Annotated in this window: 11 protein-coding genes and 1 tRNA gene; 4 read left to right on the forward strand and 8 right to left on the reverse strand. The window is 51.9% G+C overall.

All coding sequences use genetic code 11. The annotated features are described in order from the left end of the window. Window positions 1–44 precede the first annotated feature (44 nt). The gene (gene rluD / locus PJU73_RS05755; RefSeq protein WP_237091419.1) at window positions 45–1,169 is read right to left on the reverse strand and encodes a 23S rRNA pseudouridine(1911/1915/1917) synthase RluD; all 1,125 of its coding nucleotides are present in this window, start codon (window positions 1,167–1,169) and stop codon (window positions 45–47) included. Here rluD and PJU73_RS05760 point away from each other — a divergent pair. After that, entirely contained in the window at window positions 1,168–1,977 is an 810-nt protein-coding gene (locus tag PJU73_RS05760; protein WP_237091420.1) for an outer membrane protein assembly factor BamD, read from the forward strand. The genes rluD and PJU73_RS05760 overlap by 2 nt on opposite strands. Before the next feature lie 163 nt (window positions 1,978–2,140). Here the strand turns inward: PJU73_RS05760 and PJU73_RS05765 are convergent, their stop codons facing one another. Then, on the reverse strand, window positions 2,141–3,445 hold the full coding sequence (locus PJU73_RS05765) for an MFS transporter (RefSeq protein ID WP_237091421.1): 1,305 nt from the start codon (window positions 3,443–3,445) through the stop codon (window positions 2,141–2,143). A gap of 150 nt (window positions 3,446–3,595) precedes the next feature. Here PJU73_RS05765 and argE point away from each other — a divergent pair, with 150 nt between their 5' ends. Then, a complete protein-coding gene (argE, locus tag PJU73_RS05770) occupies window positions 3,596–4,759 on the forward strand; it encodes an acetylornithine deacetylase (protein ID WP_237091422.1) in 1,164 nt (387 codons plus the stop codon). A gap of 296 nt (window positions 4,760–5,055) precedes the next feature. Here the strand turns inward: argE and PJU73_RS05775 are convergent. The 4 genes from PJU73_RS05775 to PJU73_RS05790 all read right to left on the reverse strand — a co-directional run bounded on the left by PJU73_RS05775 (window position 5,056) and on the right by PJU73_RS05790 (window position 8,849). Beyond that, window positions 5,056–5,131: transfer RNA gene (locus tag PJU73_RS05775), tRNA-Thr, on the reverse strand. A 199-nt stretch (window positions 5,132–5,330) separates the two neighbouring features. Further along, window positions 5,331–7,313 (reverse strand): LTA synthase family protein, encoded by a 1,983-nt coding sequence (locus tag PJU73_RS05780; protein ID WP_237091423.1) that lies wholly within the window; start codon window positions 7,311–7,313, stop codon window positions 5,331–5,333. A 179-nt stretch (window positions 7,314–7,492) separates the two neighbouring features. Next, entirely contained in the window at window positions 7,493–8,530 is a 1,038-nt protein-coding gene (pyrC, locus tag PJU73_RS05785; protein WP_237091424.1) for a dihydroorotase, read from the reverse strand. 97 nt (window positions 8,531–8,627) lie between these two features. Then, entirely contained in the window at window positions 8,628–8,849 is a 222-nt protein-coding gene (locus PJU73_RS05790; RefSeq protein WP_237091425.1) for a sulfurtransferase TusA family protein, read from the reverse strand. Window positions 8,850–9,002: 153 nt separating this feature from the next. Here PJU73_RS05790 and PJU73_RS05795 point away from each other — a divergent pair, with 153 nt between their 5' ends. Both PJU73_RS05795 and PJU73_RS05800 read left to right on the forward strand, forming a co-directional pair. Further along, complete coding sequence (locus tag PJU73_RS05795) at window positions 9,003–9,617, forward strand: CNP1-like family protein (protein WP_237091426.1); 615 nt, start codon at window positions 9,003–9,005, stop codon at window positions 9,615–9,617. A gap of 169 nt (window positions 9,618–9,786) precedes the next feature. Beyond that, window positions 9,787–10,236 carry a hypothetical protein gene (locus PJU73_RS05800; RefSeq protein ID WP_237091427.1) on the forward strand — a complete coding sequence of 150 codons (450 nt, stop codon included), beginning with the start codon at window positions 9,787–9,789 and terminating at the stop codon, window positions 10,234–10,236. Between the two features lie 308 nt (window positions 10,237–10,544). Here PJU73_RS05800 and lpdA read toward each other — a convergent pair whose 3' ends face one another. Together lpdA and odhB are read right to left on the reverse strand one after the other, a co-directional pair. After that, window positions 10,545–11,978: a dihydrolipoyl dehydrogenase gene (gene lpdA / locus PJU73_RS05805; protein ID WP_237091428.1), complete on the reverse strand. Its 1,434-nt coding sequence runs from the start codon at window positions 11,976–11,978 to the stop codon at window positions 10,545–10,547. Window positions 11,979–12,169: 191 nt separating this feature from the next. Beyond that, on the reverse strand, window positions 12,170–13,369 hold the full coding sequence (gene odhB / locus PJU73_RS05810; RefSeq protein ID WP_237091429.1) for a 2-oxoglutarate dehydrogenase complex dihydrolipoyllysine-residue succinyltransferase: 1,200 nt from the start codon (window positions 13,367–13,369) through the stop codon (window positions 12,170–12,172). Between the last annotated feature and the right edge of the window lie 22 nt (window positions 13,370–13,391).

Below are 13,391 nucleotides of genomic sequence, written 5' to 3' on the forward strand. Positions count from 1 at the left end.
GCCTTGCCGTTTGAGGCCGTCTGAAAATGCACGCAATGCGGCGTTTAATCCCGAACGTACACCACTTCTACATCGTAGTCGTCTTCGTTCCAGTCATCGTCGTCATCGCAATCCAGCTTGTCCTGCCACTCTTCTTCGTGGCTCAGGGAAGAATCCAAACCGGCTTCCAAACGCAATACCGACAACAGATGATACATGTCTTGCGGCATCGGTGCTTCAAAAGAAACGGTTTCCTGCGTTTTCGGGTGGACAAAACTCAAGCGGTAGGCATGCAGCGCTTGGCGCGCGCCCAGACTTTTCACCGCCTCTTTCGCCACCTCGCTGCACGGGTGGCGGGGATTACCGTACACCGGATCGGCCGCCAGCGGGTGGTTGGCTTCCCGCATATGCACCCGAATCTGATGGGTGCGGCCGGTTTCCAAAGCACATTCAATATAGCTGTGCGCCGGATAACGTTCCAACACTTTAATATGGGTTACTGCGGGTTTGCCGCCGTATTTGACCACCGCCATTTTCAGGCGGTTGTGCGGATCGCGACCGATTAAGGTATCGATTTTGCCGTCAAACGGCACAACGCCGTTGGCAACGGCACGGTAAATCCGTTTCACCGTTCTCGCCTGAAGCTGCTGCACCAGCGCATTTTGTGCCGGCAAGGTTTTGGCCACCACCATCAGACCGCTGGTTTCTTTGTCCAAACGATGCACAATCCCCGCCCTCGGCACTTGCGACAATTCCGGACAATGCGCCAGCAGACCGTTGAGCAGCGTGCCGCTCCAGTTGCCCGCCGCCGGATGGACGACCAAACCCGCCGGTTTATTGACCACAATCACGGTATCGTCTTCGTAAACAATATCCAAATCCATGGCTTCGGGCGCAAACGCCAAATTTTCTTCACTCGGACGTACGGTAACTGTGATAAACTCCCCACCGATTAATTTATCTTTCGGCAAAGCCGGTTTATCGTTTACAATAACTGCGCCGTCTTTAATCCAGGCGGCAAGGCGGCTGCGGGAATAATCCGGCATCAGTTTTGCCAGTGCGGCATCCAAACGTAAACCCGCCATTTCCAAAGGTACGGTTAAATTAACACAACTTTCTGTTTCAGGGGCTGCCGAAAAGTCCGAATCATCGCTATAATCGGCTTCATTATCAAAGGAAGTATTTTGCATGAAAAAAATTCTTTTAGTAGTTTCTCTAAGTGTCGCACTCGCTGCCTGCGCCAATACGCAAAAAGGCACAGTCGATAAAGATGCCCAAATTACTCAGGATTGGAGTGTAGAACAACTCTATGCAGAAGCGCAAGACGAACTGAACAGCCACAATTATACCCGTGCCGTCAAACTCTACGAAATTTTGGAATCCCGCTTCCCGAGCAGCCGCCATTCGCAGCACTCGTTGCTGGATACTGCCTATGCCTATTATAAAGACGGCGAACGTGAAAAAGCGCTGGCCACGATTGCCCGCTTCCAGCGCCAGTATCCGCAGCACCCGAATATGGACTACGCCCTCTATCTGCAAGGTCTGACCGCTTTCAATGAAGACCAATCCTTCCTCAACAAGCTCGCCTCGCAAGACTGGGCCGACCGCGACCCGAAAGCCAACTTGGAAGCCTACCGTGTTTTTGCGCAACTGGTGGCACAATACCCCGACAGCAAATACACGCCCGATGCCGTCGTCCGCATGGCCAAACTGGTTGACGCACTGGCCGGCAACGAAATGGCGGTTGCCCGCTATTATCTGAAACGGGGTGCCTATATCGCCGCCTCGAGCCGGGCCCAAAAAATCGTCCAACGCTACCAAAACACCCGCTTTGTCGAAGAAGCGCTGGCGATGATGGAACTCTCATACAAAAAACTCGGCAAACCCCAGCTTGCCGAAGACACCCGCCGTGTGTTGGCACACAACTTCCCCAACAGCCCGTTTCTGCAACACGATTGGAAACCGGACGATATGCCTTGGTGGCGCTACTGGAAATAAGTTTCCGCAAAACAATACAAAAACCGCTTCCGATATGCTCGGAAGCGGTTTTTGTATTGTATCGCAAATTAACTGAATTGAATTTGCTGGTTCTCCCCCAATTCAATTCCAACCTGATTTTCAGACGGCCTCAACTCATCAGCTCAAGCCGTCTGAAAAGTGCTTATTGCTCTGATTCCCTGTCGGCGCGCTTGCCCAGCAACAATGCCGAGATAAAACCCAAGCCCAAGCCGAACATCACGTAATAAGCGGGCGACAGGGGCGAACCGGTCTGCTGGATCAGCCAAGTAACGATGAATTGGGCAAATCCGCCAATCAGCAAAACAGCGGTGTTATATGAAAGTGCCAAGCCCAAGCCCCGCACCTGCGGCGGAAACAGTCCCGCCATCACCGTGCTGAACACGGCGAAAAAGGCGGCAGCGCATACGCCGGCAATCAGTTGCACCGCAATCAGCTTTTCTGCGGAAGGTGCGCCCGACAGCCAAGCATATAAAGGATAAATCAGCAGCAGGAATGCGCCCAGCGACAGCGTTAAAATTTTTCTGCGGCCGATTTTGTCGGAAAGCAGGCCGAATAAAGGGGTCAGCAGCACCACCCACACCGCTCCGACCAGCTGTGCCTGAAATGCCTGTTCCAAGGTCAGCCCCAAAACTTTCACGGAATAAGTTACCAAATAGGTAAACGTGATATAAACCGTAACCGTTGCGGCGGCAACCAAACCAATGCCGATGAAAATTTCACGCCATGCGGCACGCAGGGTCGGCCAAACCGCCGTTTTTCCGCCCTCGTTCCGCTGCTGCTGTTTGGTTTGCTTGAATACTTCGGTTTCATCGAGCTTGCGGCGGATATAGACGGCAACCGGAATAATCACCAAACCGAAAATAAACGGAATCCGCCATGCCCACGCCTCGATTTCTGCCTGAGAAAACAAGGCGGTCATCAATGCACCGGCTGATGCGCCCAGCACCAAACCGATCATCTGCCCCGTCATCTGCCATGAGCCGTAAAATCCCCGCTTGCCTGGTGGTGCCATTTCAATCAGCAGTGCAGTGGCCGTGCCGAATTCGCCGCCTGCGGAAAAGCCCTGCATCAAACGTGCCGTCAATACCAGCAGCGGTGCCAGTATGCCGACAGCCTGATAAGTCGGTGCAAACGCAATCAGTGCCAGCGATACCGCCATCATGCCGGTTACCAACACCATCGCAGCCTTGCGCCCTTTGCGGTCGGCATATAATCCCAAAATTACGCCGCCAATCGGGCGCATAAAAAAGCCGACCCCAAAAATAGCGGTCATCAGCAAAATACTGTTGAGTTCCGAACCGGCGCTGCCGTCCGCCGCCGGTGTCGGGAAAAACAGGGTTGAAATAATCGGTGTCATAAATGCGAAAACGAGAAAATCATACCATTCCAACGCATTGCCGATAATTGCCGCCGCCAGATTGCGGATTTTGGCTGTTGTTGATTGCATCGTCTCTCCTTTGAATTTAGAATAGCTATACATTTCTTTACCAAGTTTCCCACGCTTTTAACATTTTGACAATATTTAACCGGCAATCTTGCATGGTCGGGAAATATATAATGCAGCAACGCAGGTTTCTGCGATACAAAGGAAAAAACCATGTCCGAAATCCTCACCAGCCGCCAATGGCTGGAAAAACTGGTCGCATTCGACACCACCAGCCGCCATTCCAATCTGGAATTAATCGAAACCGTCAAAAACTATTTGGAAAGCTACGGTTTGCGGGTATGGCTGGCGGGCAATCCCGAAGGCACCAAAGCCAATCTGTTTGCCACCCTGCCCGATTCAGACGGCAATACCCAAGGCGGCATTGCTTTGTCGGGACACACCGATGTCGTGCCGGTGGACGGTCAGCAATGGAGCAGCGATCCGTTTGTATTAACCGAACGGGAACAACGCCTCTATGGTCGAGGCTCATGCGATATGAAAGGCTTTATCGCCTCGGCACTGTCGTTGGTGCCGGAATGGGTGCAGCAGAAACGTGCCAAACCGATTCACTTCGCCCTCTCCTACGATGAAGAAGTCGGCTGCGCCGGCGCACCGGTGATGATTGAAGCCATTCAGCAAAAAGGCCAGCAGATTGACGGCTGCATTGTCGGCGAACCGACCAATATGCAGGTGATTGTGGCACACAAAGGCATCAACCTGTTCAAATGCAGCGTCCACGGCAAAGCCGCCCACTCCTCATTGACACCCAAAGGCTGCAACGCCATCGAATACGCCGCCAAACTAATCTGCCGCATTCGGGAAATCGCCGACCATTACCGGCAAAACGGCCCGTTTGACGAGCAATACGACGTTCCGTTCCCGACCATGACCACCAACCTGATTCAGGGCGGCATTGCGGTGAACACCATTCCCGAACAGTGCAGCTTCCAATACGAATTCCGCAACCTCCCCGGCATTCCCGCCGAAAAAATCCAACAGCAGGTTGAAGACTATATCCAAAACGAACTGCTGCCGAAAATGCGTCAGGAATACAGCAGCGCCGACATCGCCATCGACCGCCAAGCCTCCGCCCCCGCATTGGAAGCCGCCGAAGAAGCCGCCATCACCGCACTGGTTCGTGCCTTAAACGACGACCACACCATCCGCAAAGTCGCCTATGGTACAGAAGCCGGACTGTTCCAAAAAATCGGCATTCCCACCATCGTCTGCGGCCCCGGTAGTATCCAGCAGGCACACAAACCCGATGAATTTATCGAAATCGCCCAACTCGAAGCCTGCGACCGTTTTTTAAGAAAACTGGTTCAGGCAATGTGATAAGGGAATGATAATAAAGCCGTCTGAAAATCATGTTTTCAGACGGCTTTATCGTGCATTTACCAAAAAATATAGTTAAAACACCGAATTTTCTGTACAAATCGGCAAGCTAAGTTGATCCACCTGCACTTTGTTCCCCGTCCCGCTGGCGGGAAGGGGTTAGGGGAAGGGTGGCTCGCTGTGGTGTCATATTTTTTCGGTTGATTTACTATATAACAGCGTAACATACCCCTATCATGAATTACTCGGAAACTGAAAAGCCGTCTAAAAACTGAATTTTCAGACGGCTTTAAATTTGGTGCCGGCACCAAGAGTCGAACTCGGGACCCCCTGATTACAAGTCAGGTGCTCTACCAACTGAGCTATACCGGCTAAGAAGTCGGCATTATGCCGATAATCTGCCCATTTGGCAAGCGGTTTGAACGAGATTTTTACTGAATTTTATCAACCCGAATGATTTTTAAAGGAAATTAGTTTTATCAACCCGACTGCATTTCCTGCTCTAAGTCTTGATTGACGCATCATGCCGTCTGAAAACCGCTGCCTTTATTCAGACCGCATGGTGCATCACTTATTTTTCAGACGGCCTGCCGGTTACCATGCGGTTAATCTGCCAATCCAAAAATTCGGTGTAGGCACTACCCCGCTGAATCACAGCCTGATCGGCCTGCGGCACGGCTGCCGCCGCTGTTTCGGCAAGCAGCGGCGCTTTGCCGTTCCACGGGTAAAACATTTTGCTGACCTGATGATAAAAACCGTTGTCGGTAATCAGCACTTCCGGATTGTAGCCATAGCCGCACCATGCCGAATCGGACGTTGCGGCGGTCAGATTGCAGCCGGTTTGGTAATACGCCCGCTGCGACAGGCTGAGTGCATAAAGGGTCGGCATGATGTCTTTATGCGAACCGGCACGTTCGGGCCGGTAAACGGCGTTGCTTCGGTATGCCTGCGGCACATACAGATAAAACGGTACGCCGTGTCCCAATGCGGTTTCGTTCGGTTCGGGATAGCCGATGGCGCGCATATTGTGGTCGCCGGTCGCAGCGATAACGGTATCGGCGGCATGTTGTTTGACATGGCCGATAAATTTGCCGAGTTGGTCGTTGCTGTATCGGAAAGTGTTGAACACTTCGTTTAATTCCTTACCCGAAGCCAGCGCCGACAGCCGTTGCTGCTCGGCCGCCGTCAAGGCAAAATCCCGGGCTTGGTGTGGCGGCGGCAAGCGGTACGGCGGGTGGTTGGTTACCGACATCATCATGATGAATACCGGTTTGCCGCTGCTTTCTGCCTGCTGCAACACTTCTTCGGCATAGCGGAACATAAATTCGTCCGGCACGCCCCAAGTGGCGGCTTCAGCTTCCGGATAACGGGTTTTCAGTGTATTTTCGTCGATAAATTCATCTACGCCCAAATGCCGCAGAAAGGTATCGAAATCACGCCAGCCGCCGTTGCCCGCCGTGATATATACCGTGCGGTAACCTGCTTCGGCATACGGTTTAAACACATTGCTCGGAAATATTTTGTTTTTGGCATTGGACTGGCTCAAGTCCAAGCGTGGGCTGCGGACGAAAAAGCGGTGCAGCGTATCGCTGGTGCCGTCGCCTTCGGAAATAAATTTGCGGTACACCCAATCCTGCTGCCAATGGCTTTCCAAATCGCCGAGCAGGCGGCGTTGCGGGTTGTCGAATGAGAGAATGTGCGCACTCATGCTTTCCATCACCGCCAACACCACATTCGGCTGCCGTTTTTCTGCCGCCGGATTGACGGGAGTTAAAGACACAAACTGCTGCAAATCGGCTGAAGCATTTTTATCCAGCAGACGGCTGATAATCTGAATGCCGTCTGAATCCGACACTTTTTCAAAACGGCTGCTGTTGCGGTATTCCCGTGCCGCCCAATCCAAAGCGGTTAAAGCATTCGGCACCAATTTGTTGATACTGCTGTCTGCCGAGACCTGCGCCGCTGTTTGCCGCAGCGGAAATTTGCCGAACGAACCCCGTATTCCCACCGCCGTCAAAGCCACCGGCAACAATATCAATAACGCCCACGCCGCTTTCCCGACCGAACGCCCACCGGTCGGCAAACGCAGTTTCGGCAACAGTTTGGCAAACACCCAAGCCCCCGCCACTGCTCCGAGCAAACCCCGAATCACAGGATAATCCGACCACATGGTTTTCAAAACCGCTTTGGTATCTTCGTCAATCAATCCAAACACGAACACATCAAACGGCCTGCCATACACGCCGAAATAAAACCAGTTGCCGATTACCGCCGCCAACACCATCGCAAACAGAACGGTTAAGAGTTTAGGCAACAGTCGGCAATAATGCTGTACCCCGCCCCCGAACGTTACGGCGATGCCCGCCACAAGCGGCAACGCCACCAATACTGACGCATATTTGATGTCAAACAGCAGACCTTTCGTCAGCAGCGGTAGAAAATCGGCGGCAAACTGCTGCCGCACATTGTCCGAAACAAAATGAAACCACATCAGCAAACGTTCGCCCGTCAATACGGCCACCACGCTGCACCAGAAAATCAGGCAATTTTGCAATATGTTCCGATACCCGAAGAAACGCACTTTGTTATCCCTTTTGCAGACAGATTAAAAATATTCGGGCAAACGCTGCAAATGCCCTAACCCGAATTTTTCCCGATATTTCCGTTTATATTATTTAACAATATTGATTTTCAGACGGCCTTGCTTGCTTAGGCCGTCTGAAAATCAGAGATTTAACGATATTCCACCGACCATGCCACTTCGCTGCCGGCACGCATCGGCACTAATTCTTCGCTGCCGTAGGCAATGCTCGGTGGAACGCTTTGGCTGCGTTTGACCAGCGTCAGGGTGTCGGTATTTTCGGGCAAGCCGTAAAAACGGGCGCCGTTTTTTGAGGAGAAGGCTTCGAGTTTGTCCAAAGCGTCAGCCTGCTCGAATACTTCGGCGTAGAGTTCGATGGCGGTCATGGCGCTGAACATGCCGGCGCAGCCGCAGGCGTTTTCTTTGGCGGTTTTGGCGTGCGGTGCGGAATCTGTACCCAAAAAGAATTTATGCGATTTTTCGCCGGTAACGGCGGCAACGAGTGCCTGACGGTGGCTTTCCCGTTTCAAAACGGGCAAGCAGAAATGGTGCGGACGGACACCGCCGACCAGTAAGTCGTTGCGGTTGAGCAGTAAATGCTGCGGGGTAACCGAAGCGGCGACGTTATCACCCGCTTCCATTACCAATCGTGCTGCTTCGGCGGTGGTGATGTGTTCAAACACGACTTTCAATGTCGGCACTTTTGCCAAAACTGGTTTCATAATCCGTTCGATAAAGGCGGCTTCACGGTCGAAAATGTCGATTTCGGCATCGGTTACTTCGCCGTGAACCAGCAGTAATACGCCCTGCGCTGCCATTTCTTCCAATACGTCAATCAGTTTGAACAAATCGGTTACGCCGGAATCGGAATTGGTGGTTGCGCCTGCGGGATACAGTTTGAAGGCGACAATGCCTGCGGCTTTGGCTTCGCGCACGGTTTGCGGTGTGGTTTTGTCGGTCAGATACAGCGTCATCAGCGGTTCAAACGTGCTGCCTTCGGGCAATGCCGCCATAATGCGTTGCCGGTATGCCAGTGCGTCTGCCACGCCGACAACCGGCGGTTTGAGGTTGGGCATAATCACGGCACGTCCCATTTGGCGGGCGGTGTATGGTACAACGGCTTTCAGCGCTTCGCCGTCCCGCAGGTGCAGGTGCATATCGTCGGGACGGATAATGGTCAGGGTTTGCATGATCGGGTTCCTTATCGGAGATTGTAAATATTTGAGTTATCGGTCTGTTTTCAGAAAAACAGCAGGCCGTCTGAAAACCGGCGGGCGGATTTGGCCCTTATTTCCGGCGGACAACCAAAATAAAAACGTCGTTTTCGGTGCGGGATTCCAGCAATTCATGGCCGGTTTGGCGGCAAAATGCGGCGAAATCGTCCGGCGCACCGGCATCAGTGGCCTGTACCGTCAATACTTCGCCCGTCTGCATTTGCGCCAATGCTTTTTTGGCACGCAGAATCGGCAACGGGCATTTCAATCCGGTTAAATCCAAAGTTTGGTTCATGGTCAGTTCTCCGAAGCAGCGGCATATTCCTCAATATGGTGAATGCACGATAGAGCGCCGCCAATATTTAAGATTGGGTTAATTATACCCCACTTGCTTGCACCTGCACGATGTAGCCCCTAAAATAAGCCGTTTCAAACTCGGAGAACCACCATGCGCCGTTTCAGCCTGTTTGCGCTCGCCCTTTTGACCGCCGCTCCGGCGATGGCGGTCAATTTCAGTGAAAAAGACACTTTGGTCAATACCCGTTATCGGGAAACCGATGCCGAAAAAGCCGCACGGATATTTGAAGAACAGCAAACCGAGCTGCCGCCGCTGCCGGATACTGCCCAAGGCAACTGGCTGGAGGTTTATGTCGGCGAAGACTACGGCAAAACCGCTCTGATTCTGACCGACAGTATCCGTGTTATGCCCTCGCCCGACAGCAGTATCCGCTATGTGCTGAATGTCCGTTCCAGCCAAGGCTACGATAATTTGACGGCGGAAGGTTTGTTCTGCGCCAAATCGTCTTTCCAATTCGGCGGCGACAAACGTTCGTCCTACAAAATCTTCGGCTTCGGCGACACCGCCAACAAGCGCTGGATTCAGCCCCGCAACAATGAATGGAAACTTATCGGCTCGGCCCTCAGCCGCAACGACCGCCTGCACGGGGCTATTTATGAAGTCTTGTGTTCAGACGGCGCACCGGCCGATGTTGCAACCGTTATCGACCGCCTGCAGCAACGTGCGGGACGTTATGCCCCGTCGATGATTCGTTCGGATAAATAAAACAGGGGCCGGTTAAAATTGGTTGATTACAAAGATATACTAAATATGATAAGTTTATTATTTGTCAGCATATTTACTAACGTTAAATGCCATAACATGTAGCAGTTACTTCTGCTTTTTATGCTTCTTTTTACTTTCACCAAAAGAAAACGACACGACAGGTTACAAAATGAACACAAAATTAAATTTTTTTCGAGGATTGGTTTTTTTAATGCCTGCTACCTTAGCTTTTAGTGCAAGTGTAGCTGCAGCTTCTCCAGCAACCAGCAAATCCAAGTCGCCTAAAGCTCATCCGATATACTATATGAAATCAGATAGAATAGGCGGACCCTCGCTTGAAAAAAACAAGGAAGAAGCAAGGCGGCTCGCCGCAGAATGGGCGAGCAAACCCGAAAACCAGCAAGAGTCGCCGGCTGTGCAGGAAATTCGCAGACAGGTTCGTGAAATCGACAGCAGGCCGACAACGTCCTCCTTCACAAGTGAAGATAAAATGACTCCGGAAGAACTTGCCAGACATAGAGATTTTAAATCAGGGCGCATTGTATATCGCAAAATGCGCCCCGCACCAAGCAAATATGTTCCGGCCGCCTCTGGAAAAATAACTTCCCGTCTGCACTAGTTGCTGCTTTTCATCTGAAGTTACAGCTATTGAACAGGGGTATTTAAAAAATGTACGGTTTATTAAGTGAATTCACTATAGCTTTAACATAAGTATAGTGGGTTCACTTCAAAAGACTACGGCGTTGGCTCGCCTTGCCGTACTACTTGTACTGTCTGCGGCTCGCCGCCTTGTCCTCTTTTGAATTAAACCCACTATATCAGATTTTTCATTTCAACAAATTTTAACCAGTCCCATAAAACACATAATCAGAGGCCGTCTGAAAATCAGCTTTTCAGACGGCCTCTATTTCAATCGGCTAAATTCGATTAACCGTGCAATGCACGTTTATCCACTGCCAATGCGGCTTCGTGCAACACTTCTGACAAGGTCGGGTGGGCATGGATAATGCGGGCGATGTCTTCGCTGCTGGCGGAGAATTCCAGACTTGTTACGCCTTCGGACACCAATTCGCTGACTACCGGCCCGATCATATGTACACCCAAGATGCGGTCGGTTTTGGCATCTGCCAACACTTTGATGGTGCCTTTGGCTTTACCCATTGCCAACGCACGGCCGTTGGCGGCGAAGCCGGATGTACCTTTGCGGTATTCCACGCCTTCGGCTTTGAGCTGCTCTTCGGTTTTACCGACCCAAGCGATTTCGGGATCGGTGTAGATAACAAACGGAATGTTGTTGAAATCGATATGCGGTTTCTGACCGGCAATGCGTTCGGCAACTGCCACGCCTTCGTCGCTGGCTTTATGCGCCAACATCGGACCGCGCACCACGTCGCCGATGGCCCAGATATTGGCCACATTGGTGCGGCAATCGCCGTCCACTTTGATGAAACCGCGCTCGTCTTTTTCCAAGCCGACGGCTTCAGCGTTCAGACCCTTGGTATTCGGAATGCGGCCAATGGCCACAATCAGTTTGTCGAATACTTCGGTTTTCGCTTCGCCGTTGGACAATTCGTATTGTACGGTTACGCCGTTGTCGCCGGTGGTGATTTCACCGATTTTCACGCCCAGATGAATTGCCAAGCCTTGTTCTTTGGTGAAGTATTTAAACGCTTCTTTGGCAATTTGCTGGTCGGCGGCTGCCAAGAAAGTCGGTGCGGCTTCCAAAATGGTTACGTCTGCGCCGACACGTTTCCATACCGAACCCATTTCCAAACCAATCACGCCCGAACCGATGACACCGAGTTTTTTCGGCACTTCGGTCAGATTCAGTGCGCCTTCGTTGTCCAACACGTTCACGTTGTCGATAGCGATTTGCGGCAACGGACGAGGTACAGAGCCGGTGGCAACAATCACGTTTTTGGCTTCGATAACGGTTTTTTCGCCTTTGTTATCGACTTCGATTTGGTAAAAATCGCCGTTTTTACCGGCAAACGAACCGATACCGAACAGGCTGTCCACTTTGTTTTTTTGCAGCAGGAATTTCACGCCGCCGGTGAGTTTGGTAACGATGGCGTCTTTGCGTTCAATCATTTTGGCGGCATCGAATTTGAGTTCGCCCACGCTGATACCGTGTTCGGCAAAATCGTGTTGCGCCGCATGGAAATGCTCGGAAGACTGCAACAGGGCTTTGGAGGGAATACAGCCCACGTTCAGGCAAGTACCGCCCAAAGCAGGCGCAGTACCCGCTTTATTCACGCCCGCATCGATACAGGCGGTTTTGAAACCCAGTTGTGCGGCACGGATAGCGGCTACATAACCGCCGGGACCGGCACCGATTACGACTACATCATATTGAGACATATACAATCCTTTGATTCTTTGCCGCTGAAATATTTTATTTTCCACAAAGCGTCAGCCTGTTGTCAGGAAAATACCGTTCAGCGACAGTTTAATCCGCCCGAAACACGGTTTTCAGACGGCCTGATAAATAAATCTTCCAAAACGCTTCAGACGGCAACTACCCTTTCAGGTAATGGCCGTCTGAAAACGGATTACAGGTCCAACAGCAGGCGTGCAGGGTCTTCCAGCGCATCTTTGATGGCAACCAGTGTCAGCACGGCTTCGCGGCCGTCAATGATTCGGTGGTCGTAAGACAGGGCCAGATACATCATCGGACGCACCACAACCTGACCGTTTTCTACGACGGCACGCTCTTTAGTGGCGTGCATACCCAAAATCGCAGATTGCGGCGGGTTGATAATCGGGGTGGACATCATTGAGCCGAATGTACCGCCGTTGGTAATACTGAATGTACCGCCGGTCAAGTCTTCCAAGGCGATTTTGCCGTCTTTGGCTTTTACGGCGTAATCCACGATGGCTTTTTCGATGTCGGCAATGCTCATTTGATCGGCATCACGCAGAATCGGTACAACCAAACCGCGCGGGCTGCCGATGGCGATACCGATGTCGAAGTAGCCGTGGTAAACGATGTCGTTGCCGTCAACGGAAGCATTGACCACCGGATATTTTTTCAGCGCTGCAACAGCGGCTTTCACGAAGAAAGACATAAAGCCCAGTTTGGTGCCGTGTTCTTTCTCGAATTTTTCTTTGTATTTGGCACGCAGATCCATAATCGGCTTCATATTGACTTCGTTAAATGTAGTCAAAATGGCGTTTTCTTGTTGCGAAGCCAACAGACGTTCGGCCACACGGGCGCGCAGGCGGCTCATCGGTACACGTTGTTCCAAACGCTGACCGGCAGCCACCGGCGCTGCTGCAGGCACAGATGCAGCAGCCGGTTTGGCGGCGGCATTTTGCACGTCTTCTTTCAGCACCCGGCCATCACGACCCGAACCTTGCAGAGTATTGACATCAACGCCTTTTTCAGCGGCCAGTTTGGCAGCCGCAGGCATAGCGGCGGCATTGCCTTGTGCCGGAGCTGCGGCAACAGGAGCTTCAGCAGCCGGTGCTGCAGGTGCAGCTTCAGTGGCGGCCGGTGCTTCTGAAGCGGTAGCGGCGGTATCGATGCGTGCCAACAGTTGGTCGGCGGTAACGGTTTCACCGTCTTGTGCCACGATTTCCACCAATACACCGGCTTGCGGTGATGGTACTTCCAACACTACTTTGTCGGTTTCGATATCGATCAGGATTTCATCGCGGGCAACGGCTTCACCGACTTTTTTCTTCCATTCCAACAACGTACCTTCGGATACGCTTTCAGATAACATAGGAACTTTAACTTCAATAATCATTTTGTTTCTCCGGTTGCCGCCT

This window comes from Neisseria lisongii, assembly GCF_028463985.1.
In the GTDB taxonomy this organism is placed as follows: domain Bacteria; phylum Pseudomonadota; class Gammaproteobacteria; order Burkholderiales; family Neisseriaceae; genus Neisseria; species Neisseria lisongii.